This is a genomic window from Variovorax atrisoli 110B (assembly GCF_000382045.1).
Lineage (GTDB): Bacteria > Pseudomonadota > Gammaproteobacteria > Burkholderiales > Burkholderiaceae_C > Variovorax > Variovorax atrisoli.
In genome coordinates this window covers 59292-84955 of the sequence record NZ_KB907451.1, presented here as the reverse complement: position 1 = coordinate 84955, position 25664 = coordinate 59292, and the positions used below count along the sequence as shown (strand labels likewise).

27 protein-coding genes and 1 tRNA gene are annotated in these 25664 nt (G+C 68.5%); 13 read left to right on the top strand and 15 right to left on the bottom strand.

Going from position 1 to position 25664, the window contains the following annotated elements; all coding sequences use genetic code 11:
* The first annotated feature begins 65 nt into the window (after positions 1-65).
* Both boxA and G369_RS0108420 read left to right on the top strand, forming a co-directional pair.
* Positions 66-1352 (top strand): benzoyl-CoA 2,3-epoxidase subunit BoxA, encoded by a 1287-nt coding sequence (gene boxA, locus G369_RS0108425; RefSeq protein WP_019653549.1) that lies wholly within the window; start codon positions 66-68, stop codon positions 1350-1352.
* 10 nt (positions 1353-1362) lie between these two features.
* A complete protein-coding gene (locus tag G369_RS0108420) occupies positions 1363-1806 on the top strand; it encodes a MaoC family dehydratase (RefSeq protein ID WP_019653548.1) in 444 nt (147 codons plus the stop codon).
* 70 nt (positions 1807-1876) lie between these two features.
* Here G369_RS0108420 and G369_RS0108415 read toward each other — a convergent pair whose 3' ends face one another.
* From G369_RS0108415 to G369_RS0108405, 3 genes are all read right to left on the bottom strand, one after another.
* On the bottom strand, positions 1877-2332 hold the full coding sequence (locus tag G369_RS0108415) for a hypothetical protein (RefSeq protein ID WP_019653547.1): 456 nt from the start codon (positions 2330-2332) through the stop codon (positions 1877-1879).
* A gap of 186 nt (positions 2333-2518) precedes the next feature.
* Entirely contained in the window at positions 2519-3556 is a 1038-nt protein-coding gene (locus G369_RS0108410; RefSeq protein ID WP_020723001.1) for an alpha/beta hydrolase family protein, read from the bottom strand.
* Between the two features lie 93 nt (positions 3557-3649).
* Positions 3650-4795, bottom strand: coding sequence for an AraC family transcriptional regulator (locus G369_RS0108405; RefSeq protein ID WP_019653545.1), 1146 nt, complete (start codon positions 4793-4795; stop codon positions 3650-3652).
* A gap of 104 nt (positions 4796-4899) precedes the next feature.
* Between G369_RS0108405 and G369_RS0108400 the strand changes: the two genes are divergently transcribed.
* From G369_RS0108400 to G369_RS0108390, 3 genes are all read left to right on the top strand, one after another.
* Entirely contained in the window at positions 4900-5361 is a 462-nt protein-coding gene (locus tag G369_RS0108400) for an RrF2 family transcriptional regulator (RefSeq protein WP_019653544.1), read from the top strand.
* Complete coding sequence (locus G369_RS0108395) at positions 5351-6256, top strand: NAD(P)/FAD-dependent oxidoreductase (protein ID WP_019653543.1); 906 nt, start codon at positions 5351-5353, stop codon at positions 6254-6256. The genes G369_RS0108400 and G369_RS0108395 overlap by 11 nt, the downstream gene beginning before the upstream one ends.
* A gap of 105 nt (positions 6257-6361) precedes the next feature.
* Positions 6362-6437: transfer RNA gene (locus G369_RS0108390), tRNA-Gly, on the top strand.
* Positions 6438-6489: 52 nt separating this feature from the next.
* On the opposite strand, the gene G369_RS0108385 is transcribed toward G369_RS0108390, so the two are convergent.
* From G369_RS0108385 to G369_RS0108345, 9 genes are all read right to left on the bottom strand, one after another.
* Positions 6490-7530 carry an RNA ligase (ATP) gene (locus G369_RS0108385; protein ID WP_019653542.1) on the bottom strand — a complete coding sequence of 347 codons (1041 nt, stop codon included), beginning with the start codon at positions 7528-7530 and terminating at the stop codon, positions 6490-6492.
* Between the two features lie 104 nt (positions 7531-7634).
* Positions 7635-7778, bottom strand: coding sequence for a hypothetical protein (locus tag G369_RS38485; RefSeq protein WP_019653541.1), 144 nt, complete (start codon positions 7776-7778; stop codon positions 7635-7637).
* 101 nt (positions 7779-7879) lie between these two features.
* Positions 7880-9205, bottom strand: a complete 1326-nt coding sequence (fahA, locus tag G369_RS0108375; protein WP_019653540.1) for a fumarylacetoacetase — start codon at positions 9203-9205, stop codon at positions 7880-7882.
* Positions 9206-9215: 10 nt separating this feature from the next.
* A complete protein-coding gene (locus G369_RS0108370; RefSeq protein WP_019653539.1) occupies positions 9216-10022 on the bottom strand; it encodes a cyclase family protein in 807 nt (268 codons plus the stop codon).
* Positions 10023-10175: 153 nt separating this feature from the next.
* Positions 10176-10961, bottom strand: coding sequence for an ABC transporter permease (locus G369_RS0108365; protein WP_019653538.1), 786 nt, complete (start codon positions 10959-10961; stop codon positions 10176-10178).
* Positions 10958-11728 carry an ABC transporter permease gene (locus G369_RS0108360; RefSeq protein WP_019653537.1) on the bottom strand — a complete coding sequence of 257 codons (771 nt, stop codon included), beginning with the start codon at positions 11726-11728 and terminating at the stop codon, positions 10958-10960. The genes G369_RS0108365 and G369_RS0108360 overlap by 4 nt, the downstream gene beginning before the upstream one ends.
* Entirely contained in the window at positions 11721-12578 is an 858-nt protein-coding gene (locus G369_RS0108355; protein WP_019653536.1) for an ABC transporter ATP-binding protein, read from the bottom strand. The genes G369_RS0108360 and G369_RS0108355 overlap by 8 nt, the downstream gene beginning before the upstream one ends.
* Positions 12575-13519 carry an ABC transporter substrate-binding protein gene (locus tag G369_RS0108350; protein ID WP_019653535.1) on the bottom strand — a complete coding sequence of 315 codons (945 nt, stop codon included), beginning with the start codon at positions 13517-13519 and terminating at the stop codon, positions 12575-12577. Before G369_RS0108350 ends, G369_RS0108355 begins: the two co-directional genes overlap by 4 nt.
* Positions 13516-14268, bottom strand: coding sequence for a TetR/AcrR family transcriptional regulator (locus tag G369_RS0108345; RefSeq protein ID WP_019653534.1), 753 nt, complete (start codon positions 14266-14268; stop codon positions 13516-13518). The genes G369_RS0108350 and G369_RS0108345 overlap by 4 nt, the downstream gene beginning before the upstream one ends.
* A gap of 101 nt (positions 14269-14369) precedes the next feature.
* Between G369_RS0108345 and G369_RS0108340 the strand changes: the two genes are divergently transcribed.
* Positions 14370-16364 (top strand): acetoacetate--CoA ligase, encoded by a 1995-nt coding sequence (locus tag G369_RS0108340; RefSeq protein WP_019653533.1) that lies wholly within the window; start codon positions 14370-14372, stop codon positions 16362-16364.
* A gap of 8 nt (positions 16365-16372) precedes the next feature.
* Positions 16373-16816 carry a YbaY family lipoprotein gene (locus tag G369_RS0108335; protein WP_019653532.1) on the top strand — a complete coding sequence of 148 codons (444 nt, stop codon included), beginning with the start codon at positions 16373-16375 and terminating at the stop codon, positions 16814-16816.
* Between the two features lie 5 nt (positions 16817-16821).
* Here the strand turns inward: G369_RS0108335 and G369_RS0108330 are convergent, their stop codons facing one another.
* Together G369_RS0108330 and G369_RS0108325 are read right to left on the bottom strand one after the other, a co-directional pair.
* Positions 16822-18777 carry an adenylate/guanylate cyclase domain-containing protein gene (locus G369_RS0108330; protein WP_019653531.1) on the bottom strand — a complete coding sequence of 652 codons (1956 nt, stop codon included), beginning with the start codon at positions 18775-18777 and terminating at the stop codon, positions 16822-16824.
* A gap of 228 nt (positions 18778-19005) precedes the next feature.
* Positions 19006-19722 (bottom strand): 2OG-Fe(II) oxygenase, encoded by a 717-nt coding sequence (locus G369_RS0108325; protein ID WP_026346277.1) that lies wholly within the window; start codon positions 19720-19722, stop codon positions 19006-19008.
* Positions 19723-19851: 129 nt separating this feature from the next.
* Between G369_RS0108325 and G369_RS0108320 the strand changes: the two genes are divergently transcribed.
* Positions 19852-20199, top strand: a complete 348-nt coding sequence (locus tag G369_RS0108320) for a hypothetical protein (protein WP_019653529.1) — start codon at positions 19852-19854, stop codon at positions 20197-20199.
* Positions 20196-21014 carry a zeta toxin family protein gene (locus G369_RS0108315; RefSeq protein ID WP_019653528.1) on the top strand — a complete coding sequence of 273 codons (819 nt, stop codon included), beginning with the start codon at positions 20196-20198 and terminating at the stop codon, positions 21012-21014. Before G369_RS0108320 ends, G369_RS0108315 begins: the two co-directional genes overlap by 4 nt.
* Here G369_RS0108315 and G369_RS0108310 read toward each other — a convergent pair.
* Complete coding sequence (locus G369_RS0108310) at positions 20938-21879, bottom strand: LysR substrate-binding domain-containing protein (protein WP_019653527.1); 942 nt, start codon at positions 21877-21879, stop codon at positions 20938-20940. The two genes, G369_RS0108315 and G369_RS0108310, sit on opposite strands and share 77 nt — an antisense overlap.
* Before the next feature lie 186 nt (positions 21880-22065).
* Between G369_RS0108310 and G369_RS0108305 the strand changes: the two genes are divergently transcribed.
* The 4 genes from G369_RS0108305 (at position 22066) to G369_RS0108290 (ending at position 25602) form a co-directional block, all read left to right on the top strand.
* The gene (locus G369_RS0108305; RefSeq protein WP_019653526.1) at positions 22066-23265 is read left to right on the top strand and encodes an acyl-CoA dehydrogenase; all 1200 of its coding nucleotides are present in this window, start codon (positions 22066-22068) and stop codon (positions 23263-23265) included.
* Between the two features lie 5 nt (positions 23266-23270).
* Positions 23271-24506, top strand: a complete 1236-nt coding sequence (locus G369_RS0108300) for a CaiB/BaiF CoA transferase family protein (protein WP_019653525.1) — start codon at positions 23271-23273, stop codon at positions 24504-24506.
* Positions 24507-24534: 28 nt separating this feature from the next.
* Positions 24535-24966 (top strand): VOC family protein, encoded by a 432-nt coding sequence (locus G369_RS0108295; RefSeq protein ID WP_020722997.1) that lies wholly within the window; start codon positions 24535-24537, stop codon positions 24964-24966.
* A gap of 222 nt (positions 24967-25188) precedes the next feature.
* Entirely contained in the window at positions 25189-25602 is a 414-nt protein-coding gene (locus tag G369_RS0108290) for an organic hydroperoxide resistance protein (protein ID WP_019653523.1), read from the top strand.
* Positions 25603-25664: the final 62 nt, after the last annotated feature.

The following is a 25664-nucleotide window of genomic DNA, read 5'->3' as shown; positions in this document are numbered from 1 at the left end:
CCACGACAACGCCGCGTGCCCCCACCCAACTCTCCCCCGGAGGGGGAGGGCTCTAGGAGAACAACATGGACATGGCCGTCGAAGCCGGAGTCATCAAGCAGCACCTGATCGACCCCGAGATCTGCATCCGCTGCAACACCTGCGAGGCCACCTGCCCCGTCAACGCGATCACGCACGACGACAACAACTACGTCGTGCGTGCCGACGTCTGCAACGGCTGCATGGCCTGCATCTCGCCGTGCCCCACGGGCTCGATCGACAACTGGCGCACCATGCCGCTGGTACGCGCGTATTCCATCGAGGAGCAGTTCACGTGGGAGTCGCTGCCCGCAGAGCTCTCGCCGGAGGAACTCGAAGCGGCCGGCGTCGCGGCGGGTGCCGAAGCTGCCGTGCCCGCGCAGACACAGGCGCAGGCCCAGGCCCAGGCCGCGGTCGAAACGATAGAGCCGGCCTTCAATTCCGCGCAGTACGGCGCCACCGTGCCGCCCTGGTCGGCCGCGCACGCCTACACCAACCTCTTTCCGCCGAAGACGCCGACCACCGCCACCGTGGTGGGCAACTTCAACTGCACCGAGGCCGGCTTCGACAGCGAGACGCACCACATCGTGCTCGACTTCGGCGTGGTGCCTTTCCCGGTGCTCGAGGGCCAGTCGATCGGCATCGTGCCGCCAGGCACCGACGCCACGGGCAAGCGCCACCATGCACGCCAGTACTCGGTGGCCAGCCCGCGCAACGGCGAGCGGCCCGGCTACAACAACGTCTCGCTCACCGTGAAGCGCGTCACCGAAGACCACGACGGCACGCCCGTGCGCGGCGTGTGCTCGAACTACGTGTGCGACCTGAAGGTGGGCGACACGGTGCAGGTGGTGGGGCCCTTCGGCTCCTCGTTCCTGATGCCGAACCACCCCAAGTCGCACATCGTGATGATCTGCACCGGTACCGGCAGCGCGCCCATGCGCGCCATGACCGAGTGGCGCCGCCGGCTGCGCAAGAGCGGCAAGTTCGAGGGCGGCAAGCTGCTGCTGTTCTTCGGCGCGCGCACGCAGCAGGAGCTGCCGTACTTCGGCCCGCTGCAGTCGCTGCCCAAGGACTTCATCGACATCAACCTCGCGTTCTCGCGCACGCCCGGGCAACCCAAGCGCTACGTGCAGGACCTGATGCGCGAGCGCGCCGCCGACCTGGCCGCGCTGCTGAAGGACGGCGCCAGCCACTTCTACGTGTGCGGCCTCAAGAGCATGGAAGAAGGCGTGGTGCTCGCACTGCGCGACGTGGCGAAGGACGCCGGGCTCGACTGGGACACGGTGGGCGCCGCGCTGAAGCGCGAAGGCCGCCTGCACCTCGAGACCTACTGAGCCGCGGCGAATGAAGTTCGCCGACTTCCACGCGGGCCAGGTCATCGAGGCCGGGCCCTATGTGCTCTCCGAGGCCGAACTCCTGCAGTTCGCGCAGGCCTACGATCCGCAGTGGTTCCATGTCGATGCGCAAGCCGCCGCGGAAAGCCCCTTCGGCGGGCTCATCGCGAGCGGGTGGCATACCTGCTCCATCGCCATGAAGCTGGTGGTGGAGGCTGCGCTCGCCGGTTCGGAATCCTTCGCGTCGCCGGGCCTGGAGCATGTGCGCTGGCCCAACCCGGTACGCCCCGGCGACGCATTGCGGCTGGTGGCCGACGTGATCGAGGTGCGCCGCTCCGAGAAGCGGCCGACGCTCGGTATCCTGCGCTGGCGCTGGCGGCTCTTCAACCAGCGCGAACTGATGGTGCTCGACGCCGAGGTCACGAGCCTGTTCAAGCTCCAGCCTGCCTGCTGATCGAGGCGACGTGAAAAAGGCCCGCGGCGCTCCGGCACCGCGGGCCTTTCTCATCGGGCTGAAGTCGCGGTTACTTCTTGATGTCGACCGCGCCCGAGCCCTGTGCCCGACCCTGGGCCTTGGCGCCCACGGCAGGCGCCTTCACCGCGCCGCCGGCCGATCCGACCGCACCGGTCGCGCCCTGGAGCGTGCCGCCCACCGTGTTGGTCACGCCGCCCACGGCATTCGTCGCTCCGCCGACGGCACCGGTGGCGCCGCCCAGCACGCCGCCGACCGTATTTCCGACGGCACCCGTGGCGCCGCTCGCCGCGCTGCCTGCATTCGTGTTCGCGCTGGCCCCGGCATTGGCGCCGGTTGCCGCACCCGCACCGCCGCGTGTGCCTGCGGTGGAGCCCGAGGCATTCACGTCGGCATTGACCCCGACGCCGACCCCGACGCCTTGCGCCTGGGCGACGCCGCCGACGGCCAGCAGGCCTGCGAGCAGGGTGCCGAGGACGATGCGCTTGTGTTGATGCTGTTGCTTCATGGGTGACTGTTCCTTTCGTTGCATGGTCACGTTTCACGGACCGACCGGGTTCGATCGATCCGGGTGCAACCATCGCCGCGCCGGGATCTGTCGCCATGTGCGCCAGGTTCGCCTGCGCGCGTGGGAACCGGCCGTCGGCGGAAATGGGGGGTCGTGCGTTAGGGCGCCAGATCAACGTTCCGTCCATCAAGGCAGCAGATGAGTGCGGAAGAAGGCCGTTGTCTTCTTGTTCACGTCTTGCAACACATTCGGGCGGTCAAAGCCCGGCGGGTCATCGAGCATGTCGCCGATGAGGCCTGACAGCCCTGGCGGGGGCGGCGACAGCAGAGCACCGTGGCCGCCGGTAGGCATTTCGGCGATCAGCTCACAGCGTGGCAGGCAGGCCGCGAGCACGCGGTCGCTGTGGAAGCGCGGAATCAGCCAGCGGTCTTGCCGGGCGGTGATGAGGCCCAGCGGCACGCGCGGATCGGCCAGCGAGCCCATGTCGAAATCGGCCGACGAGGGCACACCTGCCACGATGGCCGCGATGCGCGGGTCGGTGTGCTCGCGCGCCACGGCGTCGTCGCCGAAGCGGCGGCGGATCACGAAAAGCGCTGTCCATTTCTTGATGTCGTCCAGCGGGCTGCCGGTCAGCCGCGTGACGAGGCCGACGCAGGACTGGAAGTCGTTCACCAGGTTTGCCTCGCAGTGCCGGGCGAACGCGGCCGGAGACCAGCGCCCGCCCGCGAGGCTCAGTGCGGTGTGCCCGCCCGCCGACATGCCGTACATGCCGACCTTGTCCAGCCGAAGCAGCGGCGCGAAGCGCGGGTCGCGAACCACCGCGTCGATGGCACGCGACACCTCGGCCGGCCGAATGGTCCAGCTGTCGGGCCCGGGATCGCTGTCGTCCTTGTAGTTGTCGGCCTTGTGTTCCGGCATGGCGACGACGAAGCCAGTCTCGACCAGGCTGCGCGCGATGTCGGCGTGCACCCACGGCGCGCCGCCCGAGCCGTGCGAGATGACCACCAGCCGGCCGTTGCCGGGCACTGGTGTGCCCTCAGCCGCCACTTCGAGCGTGAACCGGGCGCGGCGGGTCGGCTGGGCAGCATCGGACGATGGGTAGAACACCGTGACCGGGCCGTCCCCGGGGGCGGCGGGAAGCTCCGCCAGGCCCATCGAGGCCTGTGCCCAGCTGCAGAAAAACGCGAGAAACAGGAAGAAGAAAGAAGAAGAAGAGCGTCGCATCGTTGGTTCCTTGCCTTTGGAGCCCGCACGATGCCGGGGTGCTGCCGCCCGGTCTTGCCGAAAGCCGCAAGCGCCGGTTTTCGGCCAGAGATTTCAGGATTCGGCCAGCTTCTTCCTGCGGAACTCGGTGGGAGTCAGGCCCGTGGCGGCCTTGAAGGCGCGGTTGAAGGGACCGATCGACTGGAAGCCCGCAGTCAGTGCAATGGTCAGCACTGGCAACTCGCGTTTGGAGGAATCGGCCAGCGCCGCCGTGGCCTCGGCCAGCCGGAAGCCGTTGACGAAGGCGTTGAAATTGCGGTGGCCCAGCCGCTGATTGATGAGGCGCCGCAGGCGGTACTCGGGCACCGAAAGTCGGGCGGCGAGGGTGGCGATGCTGAGGTCTTCGCTGCGGTAGGTGTGCTCGACCGCCATGGCGTGCTGCAGGGATGCGGCGAGGCGGTCTTCGGCGGGGTCGGAGGCTGGTTCGGCAGCGGGCCCCGGCTCGGCGGGTCGGGGATTGGAGGACTCTTCGGCGGACTGGGCCGGCCCGCCCGGCATCACCGGCGGAATCACGGCCGGTGCCTGTGCCGCCGGGAAGAACTCCGACCCCGCCAGCCGCACCATCTGCCATGTCACCACCGCCACGATCAGCAGCAGCATCGCTGCGTCGGCCGTGGCGGAAGGGCCCGACAGCTGTCCGCGCGGGGAGGCCAGCCGCACCACCAGCATCCCGATGCTGTAGCCGACGCCTGTCACCACGATGAACACGCGCAGCCGGCGCCGGCCTTCCACCAGATCGGCCCGCCACTGCGAAGCCGCAGCCATCGCCGCAAGCACCGCGAACACCAGCGGCACGGCGCGCTGGATACCCACGGTGATCGGCGCGACCACCGAGGCGCTGCCCGCGACCATCGCGCAGTTGAACGCCGCCAATACCGCCACTGCCAGCCATGAAGCGATGTGAAGCGGCCGCAGCGCGAAGTCGTCGTCGAAGAGTGCTCGCACGAACACCCAGAACAGCACCGCGTTGCCGACCGAGATCGCGACGAAGGGCGATTGCCACGCCCGAGGCACCGTCGCTTCGAACAGTGGCATAGAGCCGATCACCTGGATGCACAGGCCGAGGGCGAGCAGCAGACCCGCCCGAGCCGCCAGCAGGCGAGGACGGTCGCGGCCGAGGACCAGCACGAGCACGAGCAACAGGGCAAGCAGCATGCCGCGCAGCGCGGCGTCGAGCAGGGTGGTCGGGGCGGGTGTCATGGTCGGGCCCGATTCTCACCCCGGCTCCGTGGCCGCCGATGGGCGAGCGATTGCACAAGACCCTGCACCGTGCCATGTCAAACACATGCAACTCATAATGTTGCATGAAACGCGACAGCAAGCTTTCCGCCGTCCTCCACGTGCTGCTGCACATGGCCGAGATGAAGGCGCCCGTCACCTCCGAGTCGCTCGCGGTGGCGATGCAGACCAATCCGGTGGTCGTGCGCCGACTCATGGCCGGCCTCCGGCAGGCGGGGTTCGTGAGTTCGGCCAAGGGGCATGGCGGCGGCTGGGTGCTGTCTTGCACCTTGTCGGCAGTGACGCTGGGCGACATCCACAACGCGGTGGGCGCGCCCGCGCTGCTGGCCTTGGGCAACCGCACCGAGAGCCCCGGCTGCATCGTCGAGCAGGCGGTGAACGCGGCGCTCGACGGCGTGTGCGACGAGGCTGAGGCGCTGCTGCTCAGGCGCTTCAACAGCATCACGCTGGCCGATCTCTCCAGGGACTTTCATCGCCGCATGACAGGCGGCGGCTTCACATCGAAGGACATCGAACATGCGCCATGACGCTCTGATCGTGGGCGGCAGCTTTGCCGGCCTTTCCGCTGCCATGCAGCTTGCCCGGGCGAGACGCAAGGTCTGCGTCGTCGACACCGGAGCGCCGCGCAACCGCTTCGCCGCCGCGTCGCACGGCTTCTTCGGACAGGACGGCGTGCCGCCGTTGAAGATGATCGGGGACGCGCGCGAGAAGCTGCTCGCGTACCCGACAGTCGAATTCGTCGAGGCCGCGGTCGTCGATGCGGGCGCTGACGAGGCAGGTGGTTTCACTGTGTCGCTGAGCAGCGGCGAGCACCGTTCGGCCGACAGGCTGCTGCTGTCCCACGGCGTGCAGGACGGCCTGCCGGAGATTCCGGGCCTGGGCGAACGCTGGGGTGCGAGCGTGCTGCACTGTCCTTATTGCCACGGCTACGAGTTCGGCGGGCGCCGGCTGGGCGTGCTCTATCACCACGGCGTGCAGCCGCAGGACCATGCGCTCCTGATCGCCGAATGGGGCCCGACCACGCTCTTCCTCAACGGCGGCGAAGGGCCGGATGCCGAGGCGCGCGCGAGGCTGCAGGCGCGCGGCGTCGCCATCGAGCCCGGCCGCGTCGCCGGCCTGGAAGGCGATGCGGCCGACCTCGCCGGGGTGCGCATCGACGACGGCAGGCTGGTGCCCATCGACGCGCTCTACGTGACGCCGCGCACACGTCCCGCCAGCCCTCTGGCCGAACGGCTGGGCTGCGCCTTCGACGACGGCCCGCTGGGCAAGGTTCTGCGCGTCGATGCGATGAAGATGACGACCGTGCCCGGCGTCTATGGCGCGGGCGATCTCGCGATGATGTTCTCCAACGCCACGCTGGCGTCCGCGGACGGGCTGATGGCCGGCGTGTCGATGCACCGCTCGATGGTGTTCGACGCCTGATGACCTCTTGCCCCGGCTCTCCGCGCCCTCGCCAGGAAGAAAAATGAACTTTTTTCAGGGATTCGGAAAAATCCGCCCGATTCCACCCTATAATCTGAGGCTAACGCGGGAATAGCTCAGTTGGTAGAGCGCAACCTTGCCAAGGTTGAGGTCGAGAGTTCGAGACTCTTTTCCCGCTCCAAATCGCAGAAAAAGGCCACCTCATCGGTGGCCTTTTTCATTTGTGCTCCAACTCAGCGGTCCGAGTGCTTCAGCAGGTAGCTGTTCGAGATTGCCTTGAACGACAGCCTGCCGTCCAGCCGCTTGAACACGAGTCCTTCGCGAGAAGTCTCCCGATTCAGCGACGGCCCCTCGGCATACGCCAGCACCTCGGCGATCGATCCGCCGAAGCGGTCGAGCGCGGTCACTTCGAGCAAAGGCACGGTGCGCACGGTGGCTCCCAGCGCGCGCAGCGAGTCGACGACGGCGCCGCGCTCCTCCATTCCGCAATAGCCGCCGCGATCGATGTCGAACACATCGAAGACGTGGAATTGCTGGCCGCGCAGCTTCTCCGGGTTGCCCTGGATGCCTTCGCCGATGATTTCCCCCTGGAGCGCCACGTTGCGGCCCAGTGCCGCGAGAGCTTCCAGCAGGCGATCTTCCCGGGCCACGCGCCAAAGGCTGTTGCCCGGGCTTTCACGCAGCTGCCAGTTGCGCCCGCAGACGCCGACGGCTCCCGCGTTGTGGAAGGCGGTCATGCTCGATCCGTCGAGTTTGACCGTGACTTCGAACGCGTGTCCGTCGTTCCCCGCCAGAACCTCCGGGAGGTTCTGGATGCGCTCCTGGTCGGTCTTGGCAATGAACGAAGGGAATGCACCCTCCACCTCGCCCGACAGGCAGGCCGGAACCACCGGCTCCCACTTGTCGATGCCGAGCAGCTGCGCCCAGTCACGCTGGCGCAGCGCCGGATCAGCCAGCGCGAGCGCGTCGATTTCCGAGAACTGCAACAGTGGCAGGATCAGCCCCTGCGAAATCTGGCCGCGCAGCTTCATCGTGCGAAGCCGCACGCCGCGCTGTTCGTTCCAGGTGATCGCGGCCTTCTCCAGGAAGGTAAAGCGCGGATCGTCAAGCGGCAGGAATGAATCGATCTCGAAGAAGACGCAGCGGTCGCCGACGGCGAACTCGCCCTTCTTGATCACGACGGTCCAGCCTTCGACGATGGCGCATTCGATGGCATCCGCTCCCGGGATGGGGCGGATCGCATCGACAGTGCGGACGGTGACCAGTTTGCGCATGGTTGTTTTCTCCCTGTGGTTGATGATGGTGACGCAAAAAGAAAAGAGGCCCGGAACCATTCGGTGTCCGGGCCTCCTTGAAAAGAGTGCTGAAGAGGTGCGCGCTATGCGCCGGCTTCGCCCGGTGAAGCCTCGTTGGGCGTTTGCGGCTGGCCCATCTCAAAGGCCATGCCGTGTTCGAACGCGCGCACCGATGTCGGACTCGCGTTGTCGCAGACGTTCTTGGCAATGACCGGCGTGGTGTTCACGAAATGACTCGGTGTGAGAGTGGAGTGCTCGTCGTGTTGTCGAGAATCTTTGCGGCTCATCCGCAAAAGGAGTCGGACTGTAAATAGTGTTTACTGGAACGTCAACCCCTTGCCGCCAGCACCGTCCCCCGGCTCTCCCCGAACCCGATGCGCGCATGGCCCGGCTTCTCGCACCAGCCGCGCAGCAGCACCGCGTCGCCGTCTTCCAGGAAGCCGCGCTGCTCGCCGTTGGCCAGCGCCACCGGGCTTTGACCAGCGCGCGTCAGCTCGATGATCGCGCCGGCCTCGCCCTCGCCTGGGCCGGAGATCGTGCCGCTGCCGAACAGGTCGCCGGGGTTCAGGCTGCACCCGCCCATGGTGTGGTGCGTCACCATCTGCGCGACGGTCCAGTACTGGTGCCTGAAGCTGGTCGATGAAAGCCGTGACGGTCCGGTCTTTTCCTTGCGGGCCTTCTCGCTTTCGAGCCACACCTCCAGCCGGATGTCGATCGCGCCGCTGTCGCGGTTGGCCGCATGCTCCAGGTAGGCCAGCGGCTGGGGCTCGTCCGATGGGCGCGTCCATGCCTGCCGGTAGGGTGCGAGCGCTTCCATGGTCACGATCCACGGTGAGATGGTGGTGGCGAAGTTCTTTGCGAGGAAAGGCCCGAGCGGCGCCATCTCCCAGAACTGGATGTCGCGCGCCGACCAGTCGTTGAGCAGGCAGATGCCGAAGATGTGTTCCTGCGCGCGTTCGAGCGGAATCGCATCGCCCTGCGCGTTGCCCTTGCCGATCCACACGCCGAGCTCCAGCTCGTAGTCGAGCCGCGCGCAGGCCTGGTAGGTGGGCGCCTTCGCGCCCGGGGTCATGGCCTGTCCCATCGGGCGGTGGAAGCGCTGGCCGCTCACGCCGATGGTCGACACGCGCCCGTGGTACGCGATCGGAATCCAGCGGAAGTTGGGCGTCACGTCGCCATCGGGATTCATCAGGCGGCTGATGTTCAGCGCGTGGTCGATCGAGGTGTAGAAGTCGGTGTAGTCGCCGATGCGTGCGGGCACGGTGTACTCGACGTCGGCCTGCGGCACGAGGCATTCGCGCACGGCCTGCACCGCCGCGACGGGCGAGTCGTTCTTCAGCAGGTCGAAGAGCGCGTGGCGCAGCGCCTGCCATGCGCCGTGGCCGAGTGCGAAGAGGTCGTTGAGCGCCGGCAGCGCGGCTGCGTTCGCGGCGTCGAGCGCGAGGCCGTCGAGCTGCTGCTTCGTGACCAGCGCGGCCAGGTCCAGAACCCGGTCGCCGATCGCGACACCGCCGCGGAATGCCTCGGCGCTCCCGGCGCGGCGGAACACCGCATGGGGCAGGTTCTGGATCGGGAAGTTGCTGTCCGGCGCATTGGCCGATTCGACCCAGCTGCGCGCGTGAGTGTCGTGCGTGTGGTTGAGTGCGATGCTCATGAAGCCGCCCTCACGCCGAGGCCATCAGCGCGTCGTCGAAGATCGCGACCGCGCGCGTCCAGCCGGCCGACGCGCCGCGGATCTTGTGCGGGAAGCAGCTGATGTAGAAGCCCGTGGGCGGCAGGGACTCCAGGTTGTGCAGCTTCTCGATGTGGCAGTAGCCGATGTCGCGGCCGGCCTTGTGGCCTTCCCAGATCAGCGAGGCGTCATGCGTCTCGCCGTACTTCTTCGCGGTGTGCACGAAGGGTGCGTCCCAGCTCCATGCGTCGGTGCCCGTGAGGCGCACGCCGCGCTCCAGCAGGTACATCGTCGCCTCGTAGCCCATGCCCGCGCCGGCCGATACGTAGTCGGGGTTGCCGTAGCGGGAGCCGGCGCGGGTGTTGACCACCACGATCTCCAGCGGGCTCAGCGTGTGGCCGATGCGCTTGAGTTCGGCCTCGACGTCCGCGGCGGTCACCACGTAGCCATCGGCGAAGTGGCGGAAGTCGAGCTTCACCCCGGGCTGGAAGCACCACTCGAGCGGCACGTCGTGGATGGCGATGGCGGGCTTCTTCTCGCCCAGCGCCTTGTCCATGGTCGAGTGGAAGTGATAGGGCGCGTCGAGGTGGGTGCCGTTGTGCGTCGACAGCTGCACCAGTTCCACCGCCCAGCCCTCGCCGTCGGGCAGGTCTTCCTTCTTCAGGCCGGGAAAGAAGGGCTCGATCTGCTCGTAGGTCTGCTCGTGCGTGAAGTACTGGATCTTCGGCGCGAAGGCGGGCGGGTCCGAAAGCACGTCGTTTTCGAGAAAGATCGAGAGGTCGACGAATTTGCGTGGCATGGGGGCTCCTTTTGTGGGTGTGTGAATGCCGGGGCAGGACGCAGGGGGCGCGAAGGCTTCGCGAAGAGCGCAAAAAATCCAAAAGAAAAATTCAAAGGGAATCCCGGTCTTCCTTTCGCGCCCTCCGCGTCCGGAAGCTCGGAGTTCCCGCTCCTAAGGCCGCTGCCACCGCAGCAACCGCCGTTCTGCAAAGGCCAGCAGCGCATTGCTGGCGAAGCCGATCAGCCCCAGCAGCACGATGCCGGCGAACAGGTCGCTCGCACGGAAGGCGCGCGCGGCCAGCAGGATGGCCTGGCCCAGGCCGCTTTGCGAGGCGATCATTTCGCCCACCACCGCGACGATCAGCGCGATGGTCAGCGCGAGCCGCATGCCCGCGAGGATGTCTGGCATCGCGTTGGGCAGGCCCATCTTCCAGATGTACGCCGCGCGCGACATCTGCAGGCAGCGCGCCACTTCCGAAAGGCGTGGCTCCACCGCTGCGAAGCCGTGCACCGTGGCCAGCAGCACCGGCCACATCGCACCGAAGGCGACCACGAAAAGCACCATGCCCGGGTTCAGCCCGAAGATGGAGATGGCCAGCGGCAGCAGCGCGGAGGCGGGCAGGGGGCGGATGAACTCGAGCGTGGGCTGCACCCATGCGCGCACCGACGGCGACACGCCGATGGCCGCGCCGAGCAGCACGCCGAAGAGCGAAGCCAGCAGCCAGCCTTCGATCATCCGGCCCACCGTGGCCCGCGTGAAGCCGAGCAGCTCGCCGCTGCCATTGCCGCTTCCCGAGAGATTCAGCCCTTCGAGCAGGCTCGCGAAGGTGGCCTGCGGGGTCGGCAGGAACACGCGGCTCACCCAGCCGGCGTTGCTCGCGATCCACCACAGCGCGACGAGCACGAGCAGCACGCCCAGCGAGCCGACCCTGTAGAGGCCGATGCGGCTGTCGCTCATGACAGCACCCCCATGCGCCGCGACACCGCGCGCTGCAGCATCAGCATGCTGGCGTTGACCACGAAGCCCACGATGCCGATCCAGCCCAGCCAGGCCAGCATCAGCGCCGGGTCGAAGCTCTGCTGCGCGATCATCATCGCGTAGCCCATGCCGTTGGGGTTGGCCGCGATCTCCACCGTCACCGCCACCACCAGCGCGACCGCCACGCCCAGGCGCAGCGCGACGAACAGGCGCGGCACGATGGCCGGCAGCACGATCTTGAAGGCACGCTCGCGCGCCGAAAGCCCCAGCACGCGGCTGACCTCGAGCAGGCGCGGCTCCACCTGCTGCACCGCCGCCTGCACCAGCACCAGCAGCGGCCAGAAGGTGGCGAACGCGACGATGGCCAGCTCCATGCGCACGCCGAATCCGAAGCCCAGCATTGCCAGCGGAATCAGCGCGACCGAAGGCACGGGCCGAAGCACTTCGATGGAGACCGAGCCGAGCTGCGCCGCGCGGCGCGAGAGCCCGAGCACCACGCCCAGCGCGATGCCGAGCATTGCGCCCAGCAGCAGGCCGAGCGCGGCGGTGCCGAGCGTGAAGCCGGTGGCCGTCCAGAGCGAGCCGTCCATGGCGGCGCCGGCGAAAGCCTTCGCCGCGGCGGTGGGCGGCGCGAGCGCGTCGCTGCCGAGAGCCGCCGCGCGCCGCGCATACCACTCGAAGGCGCCGACGAGCACCACGGGAAACACCCACGGCCGCAGCCAGCGCAAGAGGCGGCTCTCAGTCATGGCCCTGCTCGATGAAAGCGAAGAGCTCGCGGCGCAGGTGCAGGTATTCCGGATGCTCCTTGGTCGAGAGCTGGTCGCGCGGGCGCGGAATCTTCACGTCGATCATCCGCGCGAGGCTGGGCCGGCCCGGCCCCGGGTTGGCCTGCAGCGCGATCACGCGGTCGCCGAGGTAGATGGCTTCCTCCAGGTCGTGCGTGACGAAGAGCACGGTGAGCCCGTCCTCGCGCACCAGCCGCGCGAGCTCGTCCTGCAGGCTCTGGCGCGTGAGCGCGTCGAGCGCGCCGAAGGGCTCGTCCATCATCATCAGTTCGGGCCTCTGCGCGAGGCAGCGGGCGATCTGCGCGCGCTGCTGCATGCCGCCCGACAGCTGCACCGGGAACTTGTGCGCGTGCTTCGCGAGACCGACCTTGCCGAGCACGTCGGCGATGCGCGGTGCGCGCTGCGCGGCAGGCACGCCGGCCGCTTCCAGCGCAAGGCTCACGTTGCCTTCCACCGTGCGCCAGGGCAGCAGGGCGCGGCCGTAGTCCTGGAACACGAAGGCCACTTCGCGCGAGGGCTCAGTCATCTTCACGCCGTTGCGCCGCACCTCGCCCGCGCTGGCCGTGACCAGTCCGCTGGCCGCGCGCAGCAGCGTGGTCTTGCCGCAGCCGCTGGGGCCGACGATGCAGACGAACTCGCCGCGCGCCACGTCGAAGGATGTCGGCGAAAGGATCTCGCGCCCGCCGAGGCGGATGGTCACGCCGTCGAAGCGCAGGAAGGGCACGGCCTGCGCCGCGGTGCCGGCCGGCGCGTGGAAGGTGCCCGGCTGCAACGCAGCGCGCGCGGTGAGCGGGGCGGGCGTTGCGATCACTTCGCCACCAGCTTCGCGACGTCGATGTTCGTCTTGAGCATCTCCTGCTCCTTCATCAGCCCGGTCCAGTAGGAAAGCTGCTTGTCGGTCACCACGGGGCCGGGCGGCGAGACCTGCACCTTGGCGAGCACGTCGGGCGGCAGCTTGATGTACTTGCCGATGGATGCGCGCACCTTGGCGTCGTTCTTCGGCTGCTGCATGAACGCGGCGGCTTCCACCAGCGCCTCGCGGAAGGCGCGCGCCGCCGCCGGGTTCTTCGCCACCCACTCGCGCTTGGCAGCGTGCACGATCGTCTGGTTGTTCTCGGGCAGGAAGGTCGAGTAATACGAGGCCACGTAGCCGGCGCCGCTCTCCGTGATGCGGCTCATGAACGGATCGGCCGACACCACCGCGTCGACCGAGCCGCCGCGCAGCAGGTCGGCATGCTGCGGGAACGCGGCCTCGACGAAGTTGACCTTGCGGTAGTCCACGCCGCTGTCCTTCAGCCATGCGCGGAAGGTCACGTGCAGGAAGGCGCCCAGGCCTGGCACGCCGATCTTCTTGCCCACGCAGTCCTGCGCGCTCTTGATGCCCGAGCCCGCGCGCGCCACCAGGCCGAAGCCGGTGATGGTCTTCGAGGTGAGGCCGCCGCCGGCCACGAGCACCAGGTCGAGGCCGCCGTCCACCGCCTGCAGGAACACCGAGGGCGTGGGCCCGCCGATCTGCAGCGAATCGGACTGCAGCGCCGCCGGGATGGTCGAGTTCAGCGGAATGAACTTCAGCTCCACGTCGAGGCTGCGCTTCTTGAAGTAGCCCTCCTCGGCGGCCACGAACACCGATGCGAAGTCGGTCACGGCCGTGTAGCCGAACACGATCTTCGTGGTGGACTGCGCGCGCGAAGGCAGCGCCGCGGCAGCCGACGCTGCGGCGAGCGCCGACAGCAGGGTGCGTCGTTTCATCATGTCTTCTGTCTCCTGGGTATGGTTTTCTTCTGCGACGGCTTGGCGGTCTTCGGACGCGGCAGCGCCGCACGCAGTCCGCCGACGATGAAGTTCACCAGCATCGGGGCCACCGCCGGGTCGGCGCGCGTGTTCTCGCCGCGCGAGAGCCGTTCGATGCGGCTGTCGTTCAGGTGGTGCAGCAGCGAACCCAGCGCGAACTGGTAGCCCCAGGCGGCCTGGCTGCGCGTGGCGTGCGGCATCGCGAGGTGCAGCGCGTCGATGTAGGCCTCGGCCAGCGGGTCGAAGTAGGCGCGCAGCACGCGGTCGGCTTCCTCGGTGGCGTGGTAGAGCTCGCGCGCCACCAGCAGCGCGTAGTACTCGCCCTCGGCGCTCGCGCGCAGCGCCAGCACGGGCGCGGTGAAGGCGTCGATGATGCGCGGCAGCGTGCGCGCGTCGTCGGGGTCGATGTCCACCGCGGCCAGGCCCGCCAGCCGGGCCTCGATGGAGTGTCCCCAGTGCTCGAAGATCGCGTGGAAGAGTTCGTGCTTCTGGCCGTAGTAGTAGCCCACCAGCGCCAGCGGCACGCCGGCCTCCTCGGCGATCTGGCGGATCGTCACCACGTGGTAGCCGTGCTGCGAAAAGAGCTTCTCGGCCGCCAGCAGGATCGCCTGCTTGCGGTCGGGCCGTGCAGTCTCGATGGCGACTACGGCGGCGGCCTGTGCCGGTGCGCGCGAGACCTGGCGCTTTGCGGTGGGTGTGCGGGTGCTCATCGGGGGCGTATTGAACGCTTGTACAAAAACATTGAACACGCGTACAAACCCTGAGGTCAACCCTCATTGAGCACGGTCGTTCGCGGCGCTACGCTCGTGCAATGCCCGCTCCCAACATCCCCCAGATCCGCCTCTACCAGGACTGGCTGCGCGAGACGCGCGGCCTCGCATTCGACAGCTACGACGCCCTCTGGCGCTGGTCCGTCACCGAGCTCGACGCCTTCTGGCAGAGCATCTGGGACTACGCCCGCATCGAATCGCCCACGCCGCACACCGCGGTGCTCGCCGAATCGCGCATGCCCGGTGCACGCTGGTTCCCCGGCGCACAGGTCAACTACGCACGCGAGGTGCTGCGCCACGTCGATGCGGCCCATGCGGCAGGCATGCCCGCCATCGTGAGCGACAACGAACTTGGCCAGGTGCGCGAGATGTCCTGGCCCGAGATGCGCCGGCAGGTGGCTTCGGTGGCGCTCACGCTGAAGTCGCTGGGCGTGAAGCGCGGCGACCGCGTCGCGGCCTACATGCCCAACGTGCCCGAGACCATGGTGGCCTTTCTCGCATGCTCCAGCATCGGCGCGATCTGGAGCGTGTGTGCGCCCGACATGGGCACGGCCGCCGTGGCCGACCGCTTCAGGCAGATCGAGCCGAAGGTGCTGATCGCCGTCGACGGCGTGCACTACGGTGGCAAGCCGCTGGACCGCAGCGCGGTGCTTCGGGAGTTGCGCGGCCAGCTGCCCAGCGTGCAGAAGCTGCTGCTCGTGAAGTCGCCCTATGCGGCCGATGCGGTGCCGCACGATGTCGAATGGACGCAGGCCATCGCGCGCGACGACGCCGAGGTCGCCGCCTTCGAGCCCGAGTGGCTGCCGTTCGACCACCCGATCTGGATCGTCTATTCGAGCGGTACCACCGGCCTGCCCAAGCCCATCGTGCACGGGCAGGGCGGCATCATCCTCACGATGCACGCCTGCGGGCTGCACAACGACGTGGGGGCGAGCTACGGCGCCAACAACTTCGGCGAGCGCTACCACTGGTTCAGCTCCACCGGCTGGGTCATGTGGAACTCGCAGCTGTCGGGCATGGCCTTCGGCGCCACCATCTGCATCTACGACGGCAATCCGGCGGGCAGCAAGGAGAAGCCCGACTGGGGCGTGCTGTGGCGCTTCGTGGCGCGCCACAAGGTCACCTTCTTCGGCGCGGGCGCGGCCTATTTCACCAACTGCATGAAGGCCGGGCTCGTCGCGAAGGAGTGCGGCGATCTCTCGCGCGTGCGTGCCCTGGGCAGCACCGGCTCGCCGCTGCCCGAGGAAGTGCAGCGCTGGGGCTCGAGGCAGATCCTCGATGCGGGCTCGAAGGAGGTGTGGTGGTGCAACATCTCCGGCGGCACCGATTTCTGCGGCGCCTTCGTCGGCGGCAACCGCGACCTGCCCGAGGTGCCCGGACAAATGCAGTGCCGCGAGCTTGGCCATTCGGTCGAGGCCTGGAACGAGCAGGGGCAGCCTGTGATCGGCGAGGTCGGCGAGTTGGTCTGCACCAAGGCCATTCCGTCGATGCCGCTGTATTTCTGGGGTGACGAGGGCAACGCGCGCTACGTGTCGAGCTACTTCGACACCTACCCCGGGGTCTGGCGCCACGGCGACTGGATCAGGATCGGCGAGGACGGCGGCTGCATCATCTACGGCCGCAGCGACGCCACCATCAACCGCCAGGGCCTGCGCATGGGCACCAGCGAGATCTACAGCGCCGTCGAGGGCCTGCCCGAGGTGCTCGACTCGATGGTGGTCGACCTCGAATACCTGGGCCGCGACAGCTACATGCCGCTGTTCGTGGTGCTGCGCCCCGGCGTGGCGCTCGACGATGCCATGCGCGCGAAGATCGACAGCGCCATCAAGACATCGCTGTCGCCGCGCTTCGTGCCCAACGATATCTTCCAGGTGGCCGAGATACCGCGCACGCTCTCGGGCAAGAAGCAGGAGCTGCCGATCAAGAAGCTGCTGCTGGGCCAGCCGATCGAAAAGGTTGTCAACCGTGAAGCAATGGCGAACCCCGGGAGTCTCGATTGGTACGTGGCCTTCGCCGCGCAGCGTGCCTCCGCATAATGCGTCGGATGAAAAGACGCACCAGCCTCCTCATGTTCTCCGCCATCGCGGGCGCCTCGCTGCTGAGCGCCTGCGCAGTGCCCTCGTCGCCGGCAGCCGGCGGCACCGCGCAGCTGCGCGTGACCGGCACGGTCACCTACCGCGAACGCATCGCGCTCGACCCTGCAGCCGACATCGTGGTGCAGCTGCTCGACGTATCGCTCATGGATGCGCCTTCGAAGGTGCTCGCCGAGCAGCGCATCAAGGCGAATGGCAAACAGGTGCCCTTCGCCTACGAGCTGAAGGTGGACGCCGCGCGCATCGATCCGCGCATGCGCTATGCGGTGTCGGCGCGCATCACGCGCGGCGAGCAGCTCCTCTTCATCAACGACACGCAGTACCCGGTGCTCACGCAGGGCGGCGCCACCAGCGCCGACCTCGTGCTGGTGCGCATCGCCCAGGCGCCGCGCTAGGCGCCTCAGGACATCACCAGCTCGTAGAGCACCATGCGCGTCTGCCGGCCGCGCAGCTCGATCTGCTCCTCGATGCGCCGCGTATGCAGCCGGCCTTCGAGGCCGGCGTAGGTGGTCTCGGACATCAGCGCCAGCGTGCCCAGCTGCTTGTTGATGCCCTCGATGCGGCTCGCCACGTTGATCGCATCGCCGAACGCGGTGTATGAGAGCCGGTCGTTCGAGCCCAGCACCCCGGCGATCACCGTGCCCGTGTGGATGCCCATGCGGGTGCGGAACTCGGGCAGGCCGCGTTCGGCCCACCTGCGGTTGAGCTCGTCCATCTCCACGTGCAGTTCGAGCGCGGCCAGGCAGGCCTTGTATTCCGCGTCCTTCAGGTCCGAAGGGGCGCCCCACAGCACCATGATGCCGTCGCCGATGAACTTGTCGACCACGCCGCCGTGCCGCGCGAACACGCCGGTCGCGAGGTTGAAGTATTCGGTGAGCATGCCCACCAGCACGTCGGCGTCCAGCGATTCCGAGATCGAGGTGAAGCCCTCCACGTCGGTGAACATCACCGTCACGCGCCGCGGCGAACCTGAAGGACCGAGCGCGTGGCCTTCGTCGATCAACTGGTTGATGATGTCCACCGGCACGAACTTGCTGAAGGCCTTGAGGCTGCGCGCCGAGTCGTCGAGTGCCTGGTCGAGGTGCTGGATCTCGAGCACGCGGCTCGGCTCGCGCGGCAGGTTGTCGAGCTCCAGCAGGCCGATTCGCCGTGCGATGTGCGAGAGGTTCTCCACCGGCGCGGTCACCAGCTTCGAGAGCTTCAGCGACATGAACAGCGCGACCGCGAGAAAGGCCACCGCCAGCCCCAGGCTCCACAGCACCGCGCGATGCAGGTCGCCGAGCAGCATGTCCTCGGGCACCCAGCTCACGAGCTGCCAGCCGGTGCTCGGAATGCGCGATGTCTGCACGAGGTAGCGGCGGCCTTCGTAGGTGAAGGAGAACGCGGTGTCGTTGCCGCCGCCCGCGGTGCCGGCCGTCACCATGTGCGCATGCAGTGCGCCGAGCACGCCGCTGGGCGGCTCCAGCTTGTGCAGCACGCCGGGCAGGTCGCTGCGCGCGAGCACGTTGAAGTCGGCGCTCAGCAGTGCGCTGTCGCCGTAGCCGTCGCTGCTGAACTGGCGCACGAACTCCGAGAGCCGCCCGAGCGACACGTCGCCCGCGACCACCAGCGCCTGCGGGCTGTTGTCCGGATAACGGCGCTGGCTCGGCAGCGCGTAGGTCACGCCGAGCTCCTGCGCCGCGGCGAACACGTAGGGCTGCGTCCAGACCGGCCCGCCCGCCTTGCGTGCTTGCAGGAACCAGCCGCGCTGCGTCGGGTTGTAGTCGGTGCGCCGGGAGGCGATGTGCTGCGTGGCGTAGCGCTGCTGGGCGTCGGCCTCGGCGTCCAGCGGCAGCTTGTATTGCCAGGTCTCGGTGGTGAAGCCGTCGCCGAGCTCGATGTGGCGCATGGCCGGCACCGGGTAGCGCAGGGCCATCAGCATCCGGCCCTTCTCGTTGCTCACGTAGATGCTGTCGAGCTCGGGCGACTGCTGCAGCAGCGTCCAGAGCAGCTCCGCCGTTCGTTCCGATTGCTCGCCCGCCGGCTGCAGGCTGGGGGCGGTGCCCACCGCGTTGATGACCGACTCTGCCTTGTGCAGGAAGGCCAGCACCTTGTCTTCGGTACGGTCGTGGTTGGACTTGTGCGCCGACACGCCGATGCGCGAGACCAGCCTCTGCGAGCCCCAGTAGCCCAGCGACACCAGCAGCAGCGACTGCGCCAGCGCCACTGCGCTCACGATGGTGCCCACGTCGACCCTGAAGCGCCGCGAGCGCCCCGCGGGTGTGACGAGCGCGGCCGCGGGCGGCGACGCGCCCCTGGCGGATTCGATCGACGGCTTTCCCGTCGCTTCCGGATTCCCGGACGAGTTCTTGTTCATACAGCTCCCTGGCGACCACTCGACGCACCCGCAGCACCGAGGCTGCGGGCCGGCTTCCGCCAGGCCCATGGCCCCGATCGTGGTGCCGGAGTCCGTGGCTGCGCGGAAACGGCCGTGATTTTCGCTCCACTTCGGCCTGCCGTGCGGGACTGCCCAGTCCCAGGATGGCACGGCCCTGTATAGACCGGTGCAGGAGAACTGCCGGGAAAGCTGCAGGAGGACGGCGCGTCAGCGCGCGTCGTGGAAGATGATGCCCAGCGTGTGCCGGCGTCCCGACCGCACGCGGCTCACGCCGTGGCGCATCGTCACGCGATAGCTGCCGCGCGTGCCGGCCACGGGCCTCTGGTTGACCGCGAAGATCACCGCCTCGCCCTGCGTGAGCGACACCACCTCCGCGCGCGACTGCATGCGCGGGCGCTGCTCGGTCAGCACGAACTCGCCGCCGGCGAAGTCGCGCCCCGGCTCGCTCAGCAGCACCGTGAGCTGGAGCGGGAACTGCAGGTCGCCGTACAGGTCCTGGTGCAGGCAGTTGTAGTCGCCTTCGCCGTAGCGCAGCAGCAGCGGGGTGGGGCGCTCCTGGCCTGCCGCATGGCAGCGCGCGAGGTAGGCATCGTGCTGCGCCGGATAGTCGGCAGGCTGGCCCATCGCCGCCGCCCAGGCGTTGGCCAGCGGCGCGAGGCGCTCGTAAAGCGCGCTGCGCCAGGCTGCCAGCTTCGGCGGCAGCGGATAGGCGAAGTACTGGTACTCGCCCTGGCCGAAGCCGTGGCGCTGCATCACCACGCGGCTGCGGAAATGGCGGGGCCGGTCGTACATGGCCACGAGCGCCGCGCATTCGGTCGGGGTGAAGAGCGCGGTGCCGGTGGCGGCGCAGCCGCGCGCGGCGATGTCGGCTTCGATGCGGGGCCAGTCGAGCTGTTCGACCAGCGAGGCGGGAGTTGCTGTCATGCCTGCAGTGTTGCCGCTTCCGCGCATCAAGGCTCGCCGTTTCCGGACGCGGCTTTTCGCACCGGCTGGCATCGCGGGCTTTGCAGGGCAGGGCGCAGGCAGGCGCAGGTTTTGAGCGATCATCCCCCCATGGCAAGACAAAAAACCGCTGCGCGCGACAGCTCTCCGGAGCAACTGGTGCAGGGCCGACCGGTGGCCGTGCTCGGGCGCGGCATGGCGCTGGTCAAGGTCGGCAAGACACCGCGTCCGCAGGTGCGGCCCGAGGACAACACCACCGTGCTCATGAAGAAGGCGGCCCGTGCACTGGGCAAGCCGGGCATCGACAGGTCGGTGGTCTTCCGCGGGCCCAACGCGGCCAAGGTGTATGCGTACTCGGCCTATCCGCCCGACCCGAGCAAGATCGTGCGCGAGGCGGCCGACGGCACCAAGGTGATCGGCCGCATGGTCGACGGCAGGTTCCGCGCGAGCAAGGCGTGAGCAGCCGGCCGCCGAAGCTCGAGAAGCTGCTGGAGCAGACCCAGGGCCCGCGTCCGGTGGCCTTCGTGCTGGCCGGCCACAACGGCTCCGGCAAATCGACGCTCTGGTATTCGCGCCTGGCGCCCTCGCTGCGCCTGCCGCTGGTCAACGCCGACCGGATGATGATGTCCATCCTGCCCGACGCCGACCCTTCCACCGGACACATCCCGCCGTGGGCCCAGCGCCTGCGCGACGACGACGAGCGCTGGCAGATCCTCTCGCAGAAGGGCGTGCGCGCCTTCAAGAGCCTGGTGATGGACCAGCGCATGCCTTTCGCCTTCGAGACCGTGTTCTCGCACTGGAAGCCGCTGCCCGGCGGCGGCCACGAGTCGAAGGCCGACGACATCCGCGCGATGCAGGAGGCGGGCTACTTCGTCGTGCTGCTCTTCGTGGGGCTGGTGTCGGTGGACATGTCGGTCTTCCGCGTGAGCACGCGCAAGCAGCAGGGCGGCCACGACGTGGACCGCAGGAAGCTCATCGAGCGTTTTCCCCGCACGCAGGCGGCGGTCGGCCATGCTGCGCAGATCGCCAACATGACGCTGATGTTCGACAACAGCCGATCGCAGAAGGACGCCTTCTCGCTGGTGCGAGCGCAGGCCAAGAAGTCGGTGCTGTTCGACGCGCGCGATCCGCAGTTCGACGTCGATCCGGAACTGCGTGCCGTCTGCGACCCATGGCTGGAGAAGGTCGCGGGGCCGTTCAGGCCGCAGCGCGTCTCGCAGCCGAAGAAGGCGTCGCCCCCGGCTGCCGCGCCTGCTCCAGCAGCCAGTCGCTGAAGAACTTCAAGAGCGGCCGCTGGTCGGCACGCTCGGGCGTCACGAGGTAGTAGTTGCGCTCGCCCGAGAGCGGCCGCGCGCAGGCCACCACCAGCTCGCCGCGCGCGAGTTCGTCGGCCACCAGCATCGTCGGCATCAGCGCCACGCCGAGGCCGTGCGAGGCTGCCGCGGCCAGGATGGAGAAGAGCTCGTAGCGCGGGCCGCCGCGCGCGTTGGGCGCGTCCACGCGCTGCGCATCGAACCACTGGCGCCAGCCGTCGGGGCGCGTGCTCTGCTGCAGCAGCGGCATCCTGGCGATGGCGGCGGGCGTCACGGCCTTGCCGCGCGGCAGCAGCGCGGGGCTGCACACCGGCACCACGTCCTCGTGCATCAGCAGCAGCGCGCGCGTGCCGGCCCAGTTCTCGACCTGCGCGGGCGTGCCGGCATAGAGCGCGGCGTCGAACTCCGCGTCGGCGAAGAGAAATGGGCGGGTGCGCGTCTCGATGTGCACCACCACGTCGGGCTGCAGCGCCGCGAAGCCCTTCAGGCGCGGCATCAGCCAGCGGGTGGCGAAAGTGGGCACGGCCGCCAGCGAGAGCGAGCCGCCTTCGCCCTGGTGCGCCATGGCGTCGAGCGTGTCGCGCTCCATCGCTTCGAGCCGCTTGCTGATCTGCCGCGCATAGGCCGCGCCGCTGGCCGTGAGCGCCACGCCGTGCCGCGTGCGACGAAAGAGCGCCACGCCCAGGAAGCCTTCGAGCGTGCCGATCTGGCGCGACACCGCGCTCTGTGTGAGGGCGAGTTCCTGCGCGGCGCGCGTGTAGCTCTCGTGGCGCGCGGCGGCGTCGAAGCACACCAGGGTCTGCAGGGGCGGGATCTTGCGGCGCATGTATGCCTCGGCTGTATGTATGGACCCGACGGCTCGTCAATGGAGGAGCCGCCCGAACATCTTGCAAGACATTCTACGAACGCATATCTGGGTGCGGAATCCTCGTTTGCGTCATGGCCGGTGCGTGGCTAGCATCGCCTGATTCCCCTCTTTTCCTTTTCCTCCCCCTTTTCCGGAGACAGCCACATGGCCGCCAAAGCGCAATTCCACTGGGACGACCCCCTTCTTCTCGACCAGCAGCTGACCGATGAAGAACGCATGATCCGCGACGCGGCCAATGCCTACTGCCAGGAGCGCCTGGCTCCCCGCGTGCTCGAAGGCTTCCGCACCGGCGAGACCGATCCGGCCATCTTCCGCGAGATGGGCGCCCTCGGCCTGCTGGGCCCGACCATCCCCGAGCAGTACGGCGGCCCCGGCCTCAACTACGTGGCCTACGGCCTGATCGCCCGCGAAGTCGAGCGCGTCGACTCGGGCTACCGCTCGATGGCCAGCGTGCAGAGCTCGCTGGTGATGGTGCCGATCTTCGAGTTCGGCTCCGAGGCGCAGAAGCAGAAGTTCCTGCCCAAGCTCGCCACCGGCGAATGGATCGGCTGCTTCGGCCTGACCGAGCCCGACCACGGCTCCGACCCCGGCAGCATGGCCACGCGCGCCAAGAAGGTTCCCGGCGGCTACTCGCTCACCGGCTCCAAGATGTGGATCAGCAACTCGCCCATCGCCGACGTGTTCGTGGTGTGGGCCAAGGAAGTCAGCGAGAGCGGCGCCGTCGGCCCGATCCGCGGCTTCGTGCTCGAGAAGGGCATGAAGGGCCTGAGCGCCCCCGCCATCCACGGCAAGGTCGGCCTGCGCGCCAGCATCACCGGCGAGATCGTGATGGACGGCGTGTTCTGCCCCGAGGAGAACGCCTTCCCCGAAGTGCAGGGCCTGAAGGGTCCCTTCACCTGCCTCAACAGCGCCCGCTACGGCATCTCGTGGGGCGCGCTCGGCGCCGCCGAAGACTGCTGGCACCGCGCCCGCCAGTACACGCTGGACCGCAAGCAGTTCGGCCGCCCGCTGGCCGCCAACCAGCTCATCCAGAAGAAGCTGGCCGACATGCAGACCGAGATCACGCTGGGCCTGCAGGGCAGCCTGCGCCTGGGCCGCATGAAGGACGAAGGCATCGCCGCGGTCGAGATCACCTCGATCATGAAGCGCAACAACTGCGGCAAGTCGCTCGACATCGCCCGCATGGCGCGCGACATGATGGGCGGCAACGGCATCAGCGACGAGTTCGGCGTGGCCCGCCACCTGGTGAACCTCGAAGTGGTCAATACCTACGAAGGCACGCACGACATCCACGCGCTCATCCTGGGCCGTGCCATCACCGGCATCGCAGCTTTCGCCAACTGAGCCGCATGACCAAGCCCGCAGCACTCGACGGCATCAAGGTCCTCGATCTGTCCCGCGTGCTCGCGGGCCCGTGGTGCACGCAGATCCTTGCGGACCTGGGCGCCGACGTCGTCAAGATCGAGCGCCCCGGCGTCGGGGACGACACGCGCACCTGGGGCCCGCCCTTCGTCAAGGACGCGAACGGCAACGACACCGACCAGGCCAGCTACTTCACCGCCTGCAACCGGAACAAGCGTTCGGTCACGGTCGACATGGCCATGCCCGACGGGCAGGCGCTTCTGAAGCAGATGGCGGCGCAGGCCGACATCGTGGTGGAGAACTTCAAGACCGGCGGCCTCAGGCAGTACGGCCTCGACCATGAAAGCCTGCGCGCGGCCAACCCACGCCTCATCTACTGCAGCGTGACCGGCTTCGGCCACGACGGCCCGTACGCCGAGCGCGCGGGCTACGACCTGATGATCCAGGCCATGACCGGCATGATGAGCATCACCGGCCGCCCCGACGACGTGCCCGGCGGCGGCCCGCTGCGCGTGGGCGTGGCGCTGACCGACCTGTTCACCGGCGTCTACGCCAGCACCGCCATCCTGGCCGCGCTGCAGGTGCGCGAGCGCACCGGCGAGGGCCAGCACATCGACATGGCGCTGCTCGACGTGGGCATGGCCATCCTCGCCAACCAGGCGAGCGCCTTCCTCAACACCGGCAAGGCGCCCGGGCGCCAGGGCAACACGCACCCCAGCCTGGCGCCCTACCAGGACTTCCCGACGCAGGACGGCGCGATGCTGCTGGCCATCGGCAACAACGGCCAGTTCGCGCGCTTCTGCGAGGCCGGCGGCCACCCCGAGTGGGCGACCGACGCGCGCTTCGCCACCAACACGCTGCGCGTGAAGCACCGCGGCGTGCTGATCCCGATGATGGAAGAGCTCACGCGCACCCGCACCACCGCCGCGTGGGTCACGCTGCTCGAGGACAAGGCCGTGCCCTGCGGCCCGATCAACGACATCGCGCAGGCCTTCGACGACGCGCAGGTCAAGGCGCGCGGCCTCGCGGTCACGCTGCCGCGCGATGCGGGTGACGGCATCGCCAGCATCACCGGCGTGGCGAGCCCGCTGCGCCTTTCGGCAACGCCGCCTGTGCTGCGCCATGCACCGCCGGCGCTGGGCCAGCACACGCAGGAGGTGCTGGCGGAGATGGGCATCGACACGGCCCGCTTCGAGGCCTTGCGGTCGGCCGGCGTGGTCTGAAGACGAAAGAGAAAAGAAGGAAGAGGCCATGGTCAGCCCGATGCCCATGCCCGCTTTCTCGGTGCTGCGCATCGACCACGTCGTGCTGCGCGTGAAGGATGCCGAGCGTTCCATCGCCTTCTATCGCGGCGTGCTGGGCTGCGCCGTCGAGAAGCGCCGCGACGACCTGGGGCTCGTGCACCTGCGCGCGGGCACCAGCCTGATCGACCTCGTCACGCACGACGGCCCGCTGGGCCGGCAGGGCGGGGCGCTCGCCGGTGCGGAAGGCCGCAACGTCGATCACGTCTGCCTGCGCATCGAGCCCTTCGACGAAGCCGTCATCCGCACGCTGATGGCCGAGCATGGCGTCGCGGTGAACGGCGAGGTGCAGAACAACTTCGGCGCGGAGGGCAACGGGCCCTCGATCTACGTCGCCGACCCCGACGGCAACACCGTCGAGCTCAAGGGCCCGGCGGCCTGAGCCTTCCTTCTTCCTGATTCCCTCCGTCCGCAGATTTGTACGCCACTGTGTCTGCACGGCGCTGCGGACACACGGGCATGCAAATCGGCAGGTGGTTCGACACATCGCGGATACAGCCCGCCGATGTAATTCCTGCATCGCTTCCGACGCACATCGCACGAAGCGACGGGGCCTTCGACAACCGGGCCTCATTCCGAATCACCTTCCATCCAAGGAACCACCATGACCGACAAGCAAGTCCTCTACACCGGCAAGACCCACACCACCGGCGGCCGCCTCGGCGCATCGCGCAGCAGCGACGGCCACCTGGACATCCAGCTCTCGCCCCCCGGCGGCAACGGCACCGGCACCAACCCCGAGCAGCTGTTCGCGGCGGGCTGGTCGGCGTGCTTCATCGGCGCGATGGGCAAGGCCGCGGGCACGCTGAAGGTCAAGCTGCCGGCCGACCTGTCGGTGGATGCCGAGGTCGACCTCGTGCTCGAAGAGGGCCAGTACTTCCTGCAGGCGCGCCTGAACGTGAGCCTGCCCGGCCTGGACCGCGAGATCGCGCGCGCCGTGGTCGACACCGCGCACCAGACCTGCCCCTACTCGAAGCTCACGCGCGGCAACATCGACGTGGAGCTCAACCTGGTCTGAGCGGTGCGGCCTACCGGCGCCGGTGGCGCCACGCGGGCTCGCGCACGGATTGCGCCTCCCTG